The organism is Streptosporangium sp. NPDC049078, from assembly GCF_040648855.1.
In the GTDB taxonomy this organism is placed as follows: domain Bacteria; phylum Actinomycetota; class Actinomycetes; order Streptosporangiales; family Streptosporangiaceae; genus Streptosporangium.
In genome coordinates this window covers 1-14803 of sequence record NZ_JBEZEL010000010.1, presented here as the reverse complement: position 1 = coordinate 14803, position 14803 = coordinate 1, and the positions used below count along the sequence as shown (strand labels likewise).

Genomic DNA, 14803 nt, shown 5'->3' with positions numbered 1-14803 from the left:
TTCTTTCCCTGACACGTCACTACTCCGTAAGAGTTGACGGGCCTTGTCGACCTTAGCGTTCTCAAACATGAAGATCGATGTTGTGCTCCCGTGCCTGGACGAGGAGACGGCTCTGCCGTGGGTGCTGGAGCGCATGCCCGACGGTTACCGGCCGATCGTGGTGGACAACGGTTCCACGGACGGATCGGCGCGGATCGCGGCCGAGCTGGGAGCGCTGGTGGTGAGTGAGCCCAGACGCGGGTTCGGTGCCGCCTGTCACGCGGGACTGCTCGCCTCGACCGGCGAGGTGGTGTGCTTCATGGACGCCGACGCGTCCCTGGACCCGGGCCAGCTCCCTCGGGTGACCGAGCCGGTCGTCTCAGGTCGCGCCGACCTGATGCTCGGCAGGCGGGTTCCCGTGCCGGGAGCGGCCTGGCCGCTGCACGCGCGGCTGGGCAACGCCTTTCTCGGCCGGCGGCTGGCCGGGCGTACCGGCACCAGGCTCCGCGACATCGGCCCGATGCGCGCCTGCCGCCGCGCGGACCTCCTCGCCCTGAACCTGACCGACCGGCGTTTCGGCTACCCGTTGGAGATGGTGCTGCGCGCGGCCGACCAGGGCTGGCGGATCGCCGAGACCGGGGTGGACTACCTGCCTCGCGCCGGGCGGTCCAAGGTCACCGGCACCGTACGCGGCACGCTGCGCGCGATCGGTGACATGCGCAAGGTCATGAGCGAACCGGGCGGCGCGCGATGACCGGCGACCGGAACGCGCCGCGGCGGGACCCGCACACCCGCGACGCCCGGAACACGACGCGACAGAGCGCGCCCTTCAAGGACGGCGTCCCGAACACGACACGGCGAACCGCCAGCCCCCGGGACGGCGAGCGGCGTGACGTGGTCGGCGCCGGGCAGGGCGGCCGAGCAGGCGGAGGTCAGGCCGTCCAGGCGGGCGACGGCCAGATCGTCGTCATCGCCAAGGAGCCGGTGGCGGGCGAGGTCAAGACCAGGCTCACCCCGCCGTTCAGCCCCGAGGAGGCCGCGACCCTGGCCACCGCCGCACTGGCCGACACCCTGAGCGCGGTGGCCGACGCTCCGGCACGCCACCGGGTGCTGGCGCTGCGCGGCGACATCGGCCCCTGGCTGCCGCCGGGTTTCACCGTCCTGCCGCAGCGGGGTGCCGGGCTGGACGAGCGGCTCGCCGCCGCCTTCGAGGACGCGTACCACTCCCGCCCCCTGCCCATGGTTCTGATCGGCATGGACACCCCGCAGGTCACCCCGGCGCTCCTGACCGACGCGATGGCCGGGCTCGCCACCCGCGACGCGGTGTTCGGCCCCGCCGCCGACGGCGGCTTCTGGCTGCTCGGCCTGCGCCGGCCCGACCCCGCGCTCCTGCTCGGGGTGCCGATGTCGCGGCCCACGACCGGCGCCGCCCAGCTGCTGCGGCTGCGTGCGGCGGGCCTGTCGGTGGGCATGCTGCCCCTCCTGCGGGACGTGGACACCGCCGACGACGCCGCGGCGGTCGCGGCCCAGGCGCCCGCGTCCTGCTTCGCGACCGTCCTCGCCGCGCTCGGGACGAGGGCGATCCGGTGACCGGGCGACCGTACGACGCGCCGCCCGCCGCCCGGAGGGCACGGGTGATCCGGTGATCGGGCAGCTCTACGAGAAGTCCCTGGCGGGCGCCACCGTCGAGATGGAGTACGCCGACGGCAGGACCGCGCCCCTCGACGCGGCCCGCTGGCTCGCCCCGATCGACGGGGACGAGGCCATGCTGTCGCGGTGCGCGGCCCCCACCCTGGACGTCGGGTCCGGTCCCGGCCGCCTCACCGTCGCACTCGCGCGGCGAGGCGTTCCCGCCCTGGGCGTCGACATCGCCCCCTACGCCGTCCGGCTCACCCGGCGCGCGGGAGGCCGGGCGATCTGCCGCGACGTCTTCGACCACCTGCCCGGCCACGGCCGCTGGGCCACCGTGCTGCTCGCCGACGGCAACATCGGGATCGGCGGCGCCCCGGACGCCCTGCTGCGCAGGGTCCGCGAGCTGGTACGGCCCGGGGGCGAGGTCATCGCCGAGGTGCAGCCACCGAGCGCATCGGGCCGCGTCGAGCATCTGCGGCTGCGCGGCCGCGAGCTCGCCGGCCCGTGGTTCGGCTGGGCCACCGTGTCCGTCTCCGACCTGGGAACCCTCGCCGGGCGTAACGGTTTCTCCCGGGTGGACTCGTGGAAGGAGGCCGGAAGGTGGTTCGCGAGCCTGCGCTGACGGGGAAGGTCCACCGGAACGCCACGCTCGGAGGGCGTCGTTCTTTTCCTCGGCGTTGTGCCGTTCGAACGCGTCGGGAGGTGACGCACCGCGCCTTCCGGCATCACAGGTCGGCGACGACGCTCGCCATATGACATGCCGATGGACAGCGGCGGATCGAATTCGTCGATTATCGACAAAGGCTCACCGGGGGTGAGCCGACGGCGAACGGGGCATCCCGTCTCCCGGAGCGCTGCCCTGCGGAGGAGAATCGATCCCCATGTCCGGGGAACTCTCGTGTCGTGCGGATCCCTTAGCGCCTGAAGACAAGCCGCCACGGCATCAGGGCCGATTCCCACTGCACCCGGAGGCTCATCTTCGAGTCACCCGCCCGGCGGTCGGAGAAATGGATGGGGATCTCGACGATCGTCATTCCGGCCCTGATCGCCCGATAGTGCATCTCCACCTGGAAGCTGTAACCCCCCGAGGAGATCGTGCCGAGGTCCAGGGCGGTGAGGCTTTCCGCCCGCCAGATCTTGAACCCGGCGGTCACGTCCCGCAGCCCGAGGCGCAGGATGGTGCGGACGTAGAAGTTCGCCCACCTCGACAGGGCCCGCCGCCACAGGCTCCACTCGGCGGCCAGCGTCCCGCCCGGCACGTACCGGCTGCCGATCACGCACGCCGCCCCCGTCGCCCGCGCGGTCTCCAGCAGACGCGGAACGGCGTCGACGGGGTGCGAGAAGTCGGCGTCCATCTGCACCACGAACTCCGCCCCCGCAGAGAGCGCGGTCTCCATGCCGTCGACGTAGGCGCGCCCGAGCCCTTCCCTGACCTGCCGGTGCACCACGTCGACCCGGCCGGGGTGCGCGGCGGCCAGTCGGTCGGCCACCTGGCCCGTACCGTCCGGGGAGTCGTCGTCGACCACCAGGATTCGCAGGCCGTCGAGCGGCAACGCGAGCAGGGCCTCCGCGATCGACGGAAGGTTGTCCGCCTCGTTGAACGTCGGGATCACGACGGTGACGGTGGCCATGGTCGGGGTCAGGGCCTTCCGGGATCGATGGTCGGATGTTCTTCGCCGCGAACGACGTGGCGCCGCCTTCCGGTGATGTCCGACACCGGAAGGGACGAAGATCAACCCAATGCTAGCGGCCGCGCCGTTCCCCTCCCGACCGAAGGTCACCGCACGTCGTGTCGCCATGAGTACGAGCAGGAAAAACCCATTGCGCTCACATCAGGTCGACGTATTCTAAAGGATCATCCATTCATAATGGAACCGGGCGGCGACCGATTATCGCGGGGACATTATGCGGGCCGAATCCATGTCGGCCGGCCAACCCCCGGAAATCGCCTGTGACGAGTCCGGTCCGGAGGGTGAGAATCTCATCGGGGAGAACACCGATGTTTTCACGCACGCCGGCCTGTGCCTGGACGTCGAGTCGGCGGCCGGCCGCATTCGGGAGATACAAAAAATGGCGCCCTCTCCAGCGGTGGAATACAAGGCCGATCTTCTGCTCCGCGAGAAGAACAGGCCGGCGAGGTACCGGAACGGCGCGGAAGACAGCGTCGGGCGAGCTCAACGGCCGGGGTGACGCGGAGCTCACCGCTCTGCTGCGGCCGCACGTGGATTCGTTCTCGGTCTGGGGAGACGAGCGGAGCCGGTCCCTGCTGGAGCCCGCCCCCGGGACCCGTCCGCAAGGCCCGGGTGGCTCCCCCGGCGTGCGACCAGGTTGCATTACTGGATAGCGATAGTATCTACTATTGGATAGTTCAACTATCCGAGTAAGAGGTGCGTCGATGTCCGCATTCGTGGTTGAAATCGTTCTCGTGGCCGCCACCCTCGGCTTCCGAGCGCTGGGCGCGCTCGGCGCCCGCCGCTTCGCCACCTGGCCGGTGAGCGCGGCACACGGGATGGCCGCCATGCTCGTCGTCACCGCCACCGCGCACTTCGTCCCGGCCGAGGTGACCTTCATGCCCAACCACGCCGACCTGGTGCGCATGGTGCCGCCCGTCGTGCCGTTCCCCGGCGCCGTGGTCTACGCGACCGGCGTACTGGAACTCCTCGGCGCCGCAGGACTCGTGGTCGCCGCGACACGCCGGGCCGCCGGGATCGGCCTGGCCGCTCTCTACGTGCTGCTGCTTCCCGCCAACGTCTACGCGGCCGTCGCCGACGTCCCCTTCAACGGCGACGAGGCGACGCCCCTGTGGCTCAGGGTCCCGCAACAGGTCGTGTACATCGCCATCGCGCTCTGGGCGGCCAGGTCGGCCGACACCACCCTGACCCGCCCCACCCGGACCGCGCGATCTCTCCGCGCCGAGAGCTCGGAGTCCGCGACCCGCTGAGCAGCGGACGTCTCGCGGAACAGGCCGCCGTCCGGCGCCAAGGCCAGGCCGCGAGAAAAAGAACTGACCGGCCTTGGCGACGAGTCCGGGACGGCGGCCCTTCTCATTCCTCCCGCAGCCCCTCCGGCCGCAGCGTCCGGCGCAGGATCGGCCGGGCGGCCCGCGCCACCAGCACCGCGGCCAGCACGCCGATCCCCACCATGAGCATCGCCCGGGCGGCGGCGACGGAGAGCGCCGCCGGCAGGTAGATGTCCGCCAGCGGCAGGACGACCACTGCCACCCCCGCGACGGCGGCCACGACGCACACCGGCAGCGCCGCGATGAGCGCCTGCCGGGTGAGGACCCGGCCCAGCGCGAAGCCGGGCGCGCCCGAGGCGGCCAGGGCGGCGAACGAGCGCCGGTGATCCAGCAGGTCCTCCGCCTGGTGCACCACGAGGGCGGCGGCCGAGGTGACCAGCGCGATCAGCAGGGCGAGGTCGACGAGCAGATAGGCCACACCCCAGGAGTGATTGATGCCGCCCCGGAGAAGGATCTGCCCCTGCTGGGCACCGACCGCGGAACCGAAGAACACGGTCAGCCCCACCACCGCCAGCGCGCGGGCCCACCCCCGGGGGTCGGCCCCGACAATCCGGGCGGCCAGCAGGGTCTCGGCCGACCCGGTGCGGTCGCCGATCCGCCGGGCGGCGGCCCTGATCAACCACGAGGCGGCGAGGACCAGGCCGAACAGCAGGAGCACCATGCCGGCGGCCATGGACAGCGCCGCCCCGTACGGCACGAAGGGGATCTTGTTCTTGAGTCCGGCGACGAACATCGCGGCACCCGCCGCGGCCAGCGCCAGGTCGGACGCCCTGGGACCGGCCGGGGGCGTCCGCCGGACCACGCCCAGCGGGGAGGTCACCACGTGCCGTCCCGCCCTCAGCCCGGACAGCGTCCCGGCGAGCAGCACCACCGCGAGGATCGCCAGGATCTGCGCCGGTGGGACACGGGGCACCGCACCCTCCAGTGACCACGCCGACACCAGGTGCGCCACCAGGTACAGCGCGACGCCGGACACCCCGCCCAGCAGGGTCCGCCACCCGCTCTCGTACGCCCCGAGCAGGCGCACCTCGCGCGGCGTGGCCCCGGCCAGCCGGAGCGCGGCGAGCCTGCGCTCCCTCGTCGCGGTGGCCAGCCGGCTCACCTGATGGACGAAGGCCATGGTGGGCACGACCAGCAGGGCCAGCGTCAGCGCGGTGACGAGCCGCGCCTCCCTGCCGGAGAAGAAGCCGAGATACTCGATCCGCCTCTCGACGAGAAACCCCTCGGGGTGGCGCGAGAAGCCGAGTCCGAACGCCAGCAGGTTCGCCGCCACGCACAGCAGGAAGGTCGCGAGCGCCGCCCCCGCGACCATGAGACGCCCCCGCACCCGCTCGCGCCGCGACCCGCCCCTGGCGAGCATCCGCATCACGGTGATCACACGGTCACCCCGGCCGTCCTGCCGTCGCGCAGCACGATCTCCCGGTCGGCGTAGGCGGCCACCCGGTTGTCGTGGGTGACGATCACCAGGGTGGTGCCGTCCGCGCGTGCCGTGCCGACGAGCTCGTCCATCACCCGTTCACCGGCCAGCGAGTCGAGCGCGCCGGTCGGCTCGTCGGCGAAGACCACCCGTGGACCGGTGACCAGGGCGCGGGCCACGGCGACCCGCTGCAGCTGTCCGCCGGACAGCTCGCCGGGGCGCCGAGCCGCGCAGTCGGCCACCTCCAGCCGCTCCAGCCGCGACCGGGCGGCCAGCAGCGACTCCTGGCGTCCGTGCCGGTTGAACAGCAGCGGCAGCGCCACGTTCTCCTCGGCGGTCAGCTCGGGGACGAGCCCGCCTGACTGGAAGACGACACCGAAGCTCTGCCTGCGCAGCGTCGTCCGGTCGGCGTCGTCGAGGGTGTCGACGCGCCGCCCGTCGAAATGGACCTCCCCCGACTCGGGACGGATGATCCCGGCCAGGCAGTGCAGCAGGGTCGACTTGCCGGAGCCACTCGGGCCGGTGATCGCGACGATCTCCCCGTCGCCGATCTCCAGGGACACGCCGTCCAGTGCGACGGTCCTGCCGAAGGTCTTGCGTAACGCACGTGCCTCAAGCATCGATCTCCTCCTTGAGATCCGCGAGTCGTTCCATGGCCGTCTCGATCCAGCGCAGGTCGGCGTCGAGGTGCTGAAGGGCGTAGTCGGCGGCGAGCGCCTGCGCGGGGGACCCAGAGGTCCGCTCCGCGGTGAGTTCGCGCATCCGCGCCAGGTGGGCCGCGCGCTGCCTGACCAGGTAGCCGTCGGCGGCGCCTCCGGCCACGATCGCCACCACCACGCGCGAGACGAGCGTGCTGGAAACGTGCGGCGCGGGTGTCTCCACCTGCTCCAGCCACCGGGTCAGCTCTGCCAGCCCCTCCTCGGTGAGCGCGTACACCGTGCGCTCGGGACCGCTCTCCCGCACGGTCTCCGCCACCTCGGCGAAGCCGTCCCTCTGCAGGCGCTGCAATGTCGCGTAGACCTGCCCGTACGCGAGCGGCCTGGCGCCCGGCAGGCGCTGGTCGTGCTCGCGTTTGAGTTCGTACCCGTGCTTGGGCCGCTCCGCGAGCAGCCCGAGCATCACGTGTCCTGTAGACATGATCGGGACTATACATTCAATACATACACTGAGCGAATAGACAAAGGCCGATCGTCTTGCGCCGGGGAAGACGAGCGCCGGCGTCGTTGGAACAGACCTCGGTAACAGGTGAATCCGCGACGCCGGTCGTCATGTCGGCGGGTCCTGCGGCGTCACGCGGAAGGCGTGCGCGTGCTCGGCCCCCGGTCGCGGAAGGCGCACCCGGTCACGGAAGGTACACGCCGCGTTTCCCGGTGGCCTCCCGTACCCGCGGGGAGTTCTCGCTCGCGGTGACCGGGAAACGCGGCGTTGCTCCGATGCGTTTGTGGCATTACGGTTGACCTTGTGACTGCCGGGTCGGCCTTGGGCCAACAGCGAGTAGGGCACCCGGCCGAGGCGTGAGCCCCGGGCGGGCCAGAGGCCCTCCCCTTTTCCTCCCGCGCTCTCAGCGCGACGTTTCTCCGTGGACGCGACCTGGATCCCTCCTTCGCGGTCTCCACGTCTCATGTAGCCCGCGCGTGTGATTCCCACCGGTTTTCCATGGTCCGGTGGCTTCCACGTCCCGCGTGACGCCCACCTGCTCTCGCGGCACCGGTCACCGCGGGTTTCGCGCCGTTCGTGAACCGGCCCCGGCGATGAATCGCCGACCGGGCCGGGCACACGGCGCGCCTTCCTGATTTCCCGCACCACGGTCGCGGTCGCCCCGTGGTGATTTCGTCCTGCCCATCGGACGGTCCTTCGTCATGCCCGCGAACAGTCGCGGGACCATCGATTCCGGAGAAGAAAACAAAGAATGCCCAACGAATTCAACCAGCAGATCATCGAGGAGTTCCGCGCCAACGGCGGGCGGGTCGGCGGCCCCTTCGAGGGGGCCCGGCTGCTCCTGCTCACCACCGTCGGGGCGCGGTCCGGCGCCCGGCACACGACCCCGCTCGGCTACCTTCCCGACGGTGGCGCCCGGGTCCTGGTCATCGCCTCGGCCGGGGGCGCGCCGAACCACCCCGCCTGGTTCCACAACCTGGTGGCCGACCCTCTCGTCACGGTCGAGGACGGCATCTTCACCTACCAGGCGCGGGCCGTCGTCCTGGAGGGCGCCGAACGCGACCGCGTCTTCGCCCGCGCGGCCGAGGCCGATCCCGGATGGGCCGACTACCAGGCCAAGACGACGCGTGTCATCCCGGTGGTCGCCCTCCAGCAGGTCGGCGGCGGGCCGCCGAAGGGGGCGTCGGCGGGCGCGACCCTCAGAATGGTCCACGAAGCGTTCCGGCGAGAGCTCGCCCTGATCCGCAAGGAGGTCACCGAGTCGGGTCCCGGACTCGGCGCCCAGCTGCGGGTGAACTGCCTCACCCTCTGCCAGGGGCTGCACAACCACCACACCGGTGAGGACATCGCACTGTTCCCCTTCCTCGCCGGGAGCCACCCCGAGCTCGCCCCGACCCTGGAGCGGCTGAGCCGGGAACACGAGAAGATCGCGGCTCTCGTGGAGGAGTTGCGGGACGTCATCTCCGCCGAGGGCGCGGATCCGCTGCCGGTGCTCCCCGAGGTCGAGCGGCTCACGGACGAGCTGGAAAGGCACCTGGCCTACGAGGAGGAGCAGCTGCTCCCGATCCTCGGCGCGTAGCACCCCGCCGCCCGCGTACCGGTGACGTTCGCCGTCGGCCGGTGCGCGGGTCACGCGCCTGAGGACGCGTCGTGCGCCCGTGTCCGGCCGTCCTCGGGCCCGCCCCCTCTGTTTGCCGGTTCGGCAACTAAGTTTGCCGGATTCGGGGGTGGAGGCGGAGTATTCACGGCGAACGGAGGTACTACACACATGACCGTACAAGCGGAACAGGCCGTGACGTCCACCCCCGCGGGTGAGGAGCGGCGCTACGACGTCGTGGTCGTCGGCGGTGGCGCCGCCGGGCTGAGCGGGGCGCTGACCCTGGCCCGTGCGCGGCGCTCGGTGCTGGTGATCGACGCGGGCCGGCCGCGCAACGCTCCGGCCTCCCACGTCCACTCCTACCTGACGCGCGACGGCATGCCCCCCTCGGAGCTGGTGGCCGCGGGACGCGCGGAGGTGACCCGCTACGGCGGCGAGATCATGCAAGGTGACGTCGTGGCAGCCGAGCGCCTGGACACCGGAGGTTTCCGCGTCGCCGTCGACGGCGGGATCTCGGTCGCGGCGGACCGGCTGCTCGTGACCACCGGCCTCGTCGACGAACTGCCCGAGGTGCCGGGCCTGCGGGAACGCTGGGGGCGCGAGGTCCTGCACTGCCCGTACTGCCACGGCTGGGAGGTGCGCGACCAGGCGATCGGCGTCCTCGCCACCGGGCCGTTCGCGGTTCACCAGGCCCTGCTGTGGCGGCAGTGGAGCAGGGACGTGACCTTCTTCTCGCACACCGCGCCCGAGTTCGGCGCCGAGGAGTACGAGCAGCTCGCCGCCCGCGACATCGCCGTGGTCGACGGGCCGGTGACGGCGCTGGAGGTGGCGGACGACCGGCTCAGCGGCGTACGCCTGGCCGACGGCCGGGTGGTCCCCGTTCAAGCTCTCGTGGTGACCCCGCGCTTCACCGCCCGCTCCGGTCTTCTCACCGGCCTGGGCCTGGAGACGACCGACCAGGAGATGGGCGGGCACGTGTTCGGCAGCTACGTCGCCGCCGACCCGTCCGGGGCGACGGCACTGCCCGGGGTGTGGGTGGCGGGAAACGTCACCGCGCTCACCGAGCAGGTGATCGGCGCCGCCGCGGCGGGCGGGCGTGCCGCCGCCGCGATCAACGCCGACCTGATCGCCGAGGAGACCCGCCGGGCCGTCGCCGCCCGCCGCGACTCCGGCCGGCACGAGCACACGCGGGAGGGTGCCGTCCCCGAGGAGGAGTTCTGGGACCTCCGCTACCGCGAGAGCGACCGGATCTGGAGCGGGAACCCCAACGTCGTCCTGGTCCGCGAGATCACCGGTGTGGAGCCGGGCAGTGCCCTGGACCTGGGATGCGGCGAGGGCGCCGACGCGATCTGGCTCGCGCGGCGAGGATGGCGCGTCACCGCCACCGACATCTCCGGTGTCGCACTGGAGCGCGCCGCCCGGCACGCCGCGTCGGCGGACGTCACCGGCCTTGTCGACTGGCAGCGGCACGACCTGGGGGTCTCCTTCCCGCAGGGCGTCTTCGATCTCGTCTCCGCCCACTTCCTGCACTCCCCCGGCGACATGCCGCGAGAAAGGATCCTGCGGACCGCCGCCTCGGCGGTCGCGCCCGGCGGGACGCTCCTCATCGTCGGGCACGCGGGATTCCCCGCCTGGGAGCACAACCCCCATCCCGACGTGCACCTCCCCACCCCGCAGGAGGTACTGGAAAGCCTGGAGCTCCCGGAAGGAGAGTGGGAGGTGCTGCTCTGCGAGGAACACGAGCGGATCCAGAACGACCCCGAAGGACAGCCCACCACCCGCACGGACAACGTCCTCAAGGTCCGGCGCCTGAAAGGCTGAACGGCGGCCCCTGCCCCTTACGGTGAATTCCAGGGCCGGGCGTCTCCCGTGTCTCGTGGAACGGGGTCACGCGACGATCGCCTGGGCGAGGGTGAGACCGAGGAACACCGCGCCGAGACCGGCGGCGACCGAGGCGACGACGTTGACCACGGCGAAGAGGACCGCGCCGGTCTCGGCGAGCCGCAGCGTCTCGTAGGAGAACGTCGAGTACGTGGTCAGCGCCCCGCAGAAACCGGTGCCGAGCAGCAGTTGCACGCCGGGGCCCACCGCGCCGGACAGCGCGGCCCCGGTCAGGGCTCCCAGGATCAGCGAGCCGACCACGTTGACGGTGAAGGTGCCCCAGGGGAAGAGCGTGTCGTGGCGGGCCTGCACGGCCCGGTCCGTCAGGTAGCGCAGCGGCGCCCCGACGGCACCGCCGAGCAGCACCGCGAGCCAGTTCTGCGGCCCGCTCACGTCGTCGCCCCGGTCCCGGGGCGGACGACCTCGACCTCGTCCAGGGTGGCCAGCCCTTCGGTGAGGAGGTCGTCCAGCCTCGGCAGGAAGGCCCGGATCCGTTCCTCGGTGTCGACGATCGTGACGATCACCGGCAGGTGGTCTGCCATCGACAGCAGCCGGGTGGTGTGCACCATCGAGGTGGCGCCGAAGCCCTCGATGCCGCGGAAGACGGACGCCCCCGCCAGCCCGGCGGCGTGGGCCCGGTGCACGATCTCGGTGTACAGGGGTCGGTGGCGCCAGGTGTCCGTGTCGTCGACGAAGATCGTCAACCTCAGTGCCCGGCCGGCTGGAATCATCGCGTTCCCCTCCTCGCCCTCGTCGCTCTCGCCGTCCTCGCCAGGAGCCCGCGGGTGGTCCACGCGCCGGCCGTCACCGCGACCAGGGCCGCGATGACCGTCGCCGCCAGGTAGCCGAGCGCCGGGCCGACCCGGCCGGCGGAGACCAGGCGCTCGATGTCCAGGCAGTAGGTGGAGAAGGTGGTGAAGCCGCCCAGCACCCCGGTGGCCAGGAACGGCCGCGCCCAGGTGGGCGCCGTCCACGCCTCGGTGAGCACGACCATGAGAACACCGATCAGCAGGCAACCGGCGGCGTTGACCCCGAGCGTCGTCCAGGGGAAGGAACCGGCCGCGGCCGGCCACAGCAGGGCGGCTCCGTAGCGGGCACCCGCGCCGATCGCGCCACCGGCGGCGATCACCGCCAGGACGGCGTGATGGGAGCGACGCGACTCGCCGCCCCCGCGCGCACCGGGTGGATCGAGGTCGGGATCGATGCCGGGGTCGACGGGCTCGGTCGCCACCGTGAATTTCACCTGGTCCGGACGCATGCCTCTCCCTACACGCGGGGGGATGCCCGGCATCGCGGGCACCGCCTGTCACGGGTAGGGACCGTTGGCGGCGGGTGCCGCGGTTGGGAGCGGCGGGCCCCACCGCCGCGAGGCCCGCCGGATATCGGCGGGCTCCTCGTGCCCAGCCTAGCGCGGCCGCCCCGCGATCATCCGTACGGCCGCTCCCCGAGGCCTGTGTCGCGGAAAATCACGGAGAGGGAGCCGCGACACCGCCGGGCGGGCGAGGCGGGATCTCGTGGCGTGCGGAGCCCGCTGCCCTGCGGTATCGCGCTTCTCACGCCCGTTCCGCGGTCGCGCCACCAAGACCGGCGCGCGGAGCCGTGACGTCACCACCGGTCATGAGCCGGTCCAGTACGGCGGCATCCGTGCTCACCCGGTTGCCCGCGTCGAAGGAGCGGACGTGGACACGCCTCCCGACGGGCTCGCCGTCGCCGAGCAGGGCGAGCGTCTTCTCGTCACCGTCGGCGGTCTTCGCCAGGAAGCGGCGGCCGTCGGCCTCGAGTCTCCCGATCACGATGCCGACGCGGGTGCCGTCACGCCGGTGCCTCACGGTGTAGGTCTCGATCGTGCCCCGCCCGTCGGCCCGGACGGCCTGCGGGACGGCGGGCCAGGCGTCGATCTCGGCCTGAAGCTCGGCGCTGCGATCCTGGCGCCACCCGGTGGGAGCGGTCGAGTAGACGCCGACCGAGTACTTGCTCAGCATCCCGCCGTTCGCCCCCACCATGCCGTACGAGCCGGGCCTGGCGCGGAGCCTCTGGACGATCTCGGCTATCGCGTGCGTCGAGTAGTTGTTGCCCGCCCCGCCGAAGAAGGGGAGTCCTCCGGTGACCGTCAGCCCGCGCGGGTCGTCGGCGGCCAGGCCGAGGCCGTCGCAGATGTTGGAGACGGCGATGGGAAAGCAGCTGTACAGGTCGATGGCGTGCAGGTCGTCCACCCCGATGCCCGCCAGGTCCAGGGCGTGCCGGGCGGCCGTCACGGAGGCCGGTCCCGCACCGAGGTCGGCCCGGTCCAGCAGGTCGCGCTCGCGCAGATCGGCGTGGCCGTGCAGGAAGACCCACCTCTGCGCGGGGACGCCGAGACGTCTCGCGTCGGCCACGGACATCAGCAGGACGGCCGCCCCCTGGTTGACCTTCTCGCGCGCGACGAGGTAGCGGGTGTAGGGCTCGGCGATGAGCCGGTTGTCCTCGGTCGGGGTGACCAGTTCCCCGGCGTCGCGTTCGACGGGCGCGGCGGCGTGCGGGTTGGCGGCGGCGACCCTGGTGAACGGGGCGAACAGCGCCCCCATCCCGGCCGCGTACTCCCGCCTCGTCTGCCCGAGGCGGGCCCGGCGCGCGTTGTCGAACAGCGCGTACTGACTCGGCGCGCCCGCCAGCCCGTGCGCGGCCAGGAACCGGGAGACGAGTCCCTTGAGCCCGTAGCCGCGGTCCTCCAGATCACCTTCGACGGTCTCGCCGAAATCGGGCCTGTCCTCGGCCCCCGCCAGGTGCAGGACCGTCGAGATCGCCTCGGATCCGACGATGAGGGCCACCCGCGAGGAACCGGCCGCGATCGTCGCGGCGAGCTCGTTGACCAGGCGCTGGGGCGCCTGCCCGCCGGCCACCTCCAGGATCGCCCGGCCGGGGTTCGCACCCACCCGGTTCGCGACGGAGCGAGGGTAGTTGGTGGATCTGCCCAGCGGTGCGAGGGCGCCGGGCGCGGAGATCTCGAACTGGCGCACCCCCGCCACGGTGTCGACGGCGGCGGCGACGTCCGCGGGGTTCGCGCGGGTGTCGGCGAGGGCCTCGCGGACGGCGGCCGCCGCGAGCTCGACGGGTGACAGGCGCCGGTAGTCGCGCTCGCCGATCCGCTCCGACGACTGCCCGACGCCCACGAGCACCGGCGTGCGGGGGTCGAGGTCCTCGAAGGTCATCTTCACACTCCAGCGGGTTCGGCGACAGGGTCCGTCACCGCCCCGAAGTGATGGTCACCTTGGTCACCTGTGAAAGACGATGCGAACAGGCATGATTTATAGATAAATATCGTCCTTAAACGATGGAGCGTATCTCCTCCCTCCACTGGAGTCGTGATCACGTGACCAAAGGCGCAGGACACCAGACGGGGCGGGGTTGCCCGGGCCGCTCCACGATCGTGGGTTCGCCGGTGAAGTGCGCAGTGTCGATCCGGCGGCACAGGTTGCCTCGGAGTTGTCGAACACTCATACGCTCTGCCATGAACCTGTGGCACCTTTGGTGCCGTGCAGCTTCGTTACAACTTCCGCCTCTCCCCGACACCGGACCAGCAGATCACGCTGGCTCGAGCGTTTGGATGCGCCCGCGTGGTGTTCAACGACGGGCTGCGCGCACGCCAGGATGCCCGTGAGGCGGGTCTGGCCTACGTCTCCGATACGGAGCTGTCCAAGCGTCTGACCGCAGCAAAAGCGACACCGCAGCGGGCGTGGTTGGGCGAGGTGTCCAGCGTGGTTCTTCAGCAGGCGCTGACCGATCTGAACACCGCCTACCGCAACTTCTTCGCCTCCCTGTCTGGTCGGCGCCAAGGGCCGAGGATCGGCCCGCCCCGGTACCGGTCCCGCAAGGACAACCGCCAGGCGATCCGCTTCACCAAGAACGCCCGATTCGCCATCACGGCGGGCGGGAAGCTACGACTGCCGAAGATCGGCGATGTGCCGGTTACCTGGTCGCGTTCTTTGCCATCGGAACCATCATCGGTGACGGTGATCAAGGATGCGGCGGGCCGGTACTTCGCCTCCTTCGGTGCGACACGAAGTCGCTCTGCGCAAGTGGGGGTCTCCCCCGGAGAGGGGGAAGTAGGGAGACTCCTCTGATCAGTGTCCAAGATCAGTCC

At 71.7% G+C, this 14803-nt stretch carries 15 protein-coding genes and 1 pseudogene; 8 read left to right on the top strand and 8 right to left on the bottom strand.

Going from position 1 to position 14803, the window contains the following annotated elements:
• Positions 1–67 precede the first annotated feature (67 nt).
• The 3 genes from AB0B90_RS18060 to AB0B90_RS18050 are packed head-to-tail and all read left to right on the top strand — an operon-like array spanning position 68 to position 2233.
• Entirely contained in the window at positions 68–733 is a 666-nt protein-coding gene (locus AB0B90_RS18060) for a glycosyltransferase family 2 protein (RefSeq protein WP_362923515.1), read from the top strand.
• Positions 730–1569, top strand: a complete 840-nt coding sequence (locus AB0B90_RS18055) for a TIGR04282 family arsenosugar biosynthesis glycosyltransferase (protein WP_362923513.1) — start codon at positions 730–732, stop codon at positions 1567–1569. The genes AB0B90_RS18060 and AB0B90_RS18055 overlap by 4 nt, the downstream gene beginning before the upstream one ends.
• Positions 1570–1621: 52 nt before the next feature.
• On the top strand, positions 1622–2233 hold the full coding sequence (locus AB0B90_RS18050) for a class I SAM-dependent methyltransferase (protein WP_350949381.1): 612 nt from the start codon (positions 1622–1624) through the stop codon (positions 2231–2233).
• A 292-nt stretch (positions 2234–2525) separates the two neighbouring features.
• Here the strand turns inward: AB0B90_RS18050 and AB0B90_RS18045 are convergent, their stop codons facing one another.
• Entirely contained in the window at positions 2526–3242 is a 717-nt protein-coding gene (locus tag AB0B90_RS18045; RefSeq protein ID WP_350949382.1) for a polyprenol monophosphomannose synthase, read from the bottom strand.
• A gap of 274 nt (positions 3243–3516) precedes the next feature.
• Between AB0B90_RS18045 and AB0B90_RS18040 the strand changes: the two genes are divergently transcribed.
• Both AB0B90_RS18040 and AB0B90_RS18035 read left to right on the top strand, forming a co-directional pair.
• Positions 3517–3801 (top strand): hypothetical protein, encoded by a 285-nt coding sequence (locus AB0B90_RS18040; RefSeq protein WP_362923511.1) that lies wholly within the window; start codon positions 3517–3519, stop codon positions 3799–3801.
• Positions 3802–4006: 205 nt separating this feature from the next.
• Positions 4007–4552 carry a hypothetical protein gene (locus AB0B90_RS18035; protein WP_362923509.1) on the top strand — a complete coding sequence of 182 codons (546 nt, stop codon included), beginning with the start codon at positions 4007–4009 and terminating at the stop codon, positions 4550–4552.
• Between the two features lie 103 nt (positions 4553–4655).
• On the opposite strand, the gene AB0B90_RS18030 is transcribed toward AB0B90_RS18035, so the two are convergent.
• The 3 genes from AB0B90_RS18030 to AB0B90_RS18020 are packed head-to-tail and all read right to left on the bottom strand — an operon-like array spanning position 4656 to position 7184.
• Positions 4656–6008 carry an FtsX-like permease family protein gene (locus tag AB0B90_RS18030; protein ID WP_362923507.1) on the bottom strand — a complete coding sequence of 451 codons (1353 nt, stop codon included), beginning with the start codon at positions 6006–6008 and terminating at the stop codon, positions 4656–4658.
• Positions 6005–6667, bottom strand: a complete 663-nt coding sequence (locus AB0B90_RS18025; protein WP_362923505.1) for an ABC transporter ATP-binding protein — start codon at positions 6665–6667, stop codon at positions 6005–6007. The genes AB0B90_RS18030 and AB0B90_RS18025 overlap by 4 nt, the downstream gene beginning before the upstream one ends.
• Positions 6660–7184, bottom strand: a complete 525-nt coding sequence (locus tag AB0B90_RS18020; RefSeq protein WP_362923503.1) for a PadR family transcriptional regulator — start codon at positions 7182–7184, stop codon at positions 6660–6662. Before AB0B90_RS18020 ends, AB0B90_RS18025 begins: the two co-directional genes overlap by 8 nt.
• Positions 7185–7956: 772 nt before the next feature.
• On the opposite strand from AB0B90_RS18020, the gene AB0B90_RS18015 reads away from it, so the two are divergent.
• Complete coding sequence (locus AB0B90_RS18015) at positions 7957–8784, top strand: nitroreductase/quinone reductase family protein (protein WP_362923501.1); 828 nt, start codon at positions 7957–7959, stop codon at positions 8782–8784.
• Positions 8785–8973: 189 nt separating this feature from the next.
• Positions 8974–10623: a bifunctional NAD(P)/FAD-dependent oxidoreductase/class I SAM-dependent methyltransferase gene (locus AB0B90_RS18010; protein WP_362923499.1), complete on the top strand. Its 1650-nt coding sequence runs from the start codon at positions 8974–8976 to the stop codon at positions 10621–10623.
• A gap of 66 nt (positions 10624–10689) precedes the next feature.
• Here AB0B90_RS18010 and crcB read toward each other — a convergent pair whose 3' ends face one another.
• From crcB to AB0B90_RS17990, 4 genes are all read right to left on the bottom strand, one after another.
• Positions 10690–11076: a fluoride efflux transporter CrcB gene (gene crcB, locus AB0B90_RS18005; RefSeq protein WP_350949389.1), complete on the bottom strand. Its 387-nt coding sequence runs from the start codon at positions 11074–11076 to the stop codon at positions 10690–10692.
• Positions 11073–11414, bottom strand: a complete 342-nt coding sequence (locus AB0B90_RS18000) for a DUF190 domain-containing protein (protein ID WP_362923497.1) — start codon at positions 11412–11414, stop codon at positions 11073–11075. Before AB0B90_RS18000 ends, crcB begins: the two co-directional genes overlap by 4 nt.
• Positions 11411–11941 (bottom strand): CrcB family protein, encoded by a 531-nt coding sequence (locus AB0B90_RS17995; RefSeq protein ID WP_362923495.1) that lies wholly within the window; start codon positions 11939–11941, stop codon positions 11411–11413. Before AB0B90_RS17995 ends, AB0B90_RS18000 begins: the two co-directional genes overlap by 4 nt.
• 295 nt (positions 11942–12236) lie before the next feature.
• Entirely contained in the window at positions 12237–13871 is a 1635-nt protein-coding gene (locus AB0B90_RS17990) for an acetyl-CoA acetyltransferase (RefSeq protein ID WP_362923493.1), read from the bottom strand.
• A 324-nt stretch (positions 13872–14195) separates the two neighbouring features.
• Between AB0B90_RS17990 and AB0B90_RS17985 the strand changes: the two are divergent.
• Positions 14196–14711, top strand: a pseudogene (locus AB0B90_RS17985) (transposase); the annotation flags it as partial.
• Between the last annotated feature and the right edge of the window lie 92 nt (positions 14712–14803).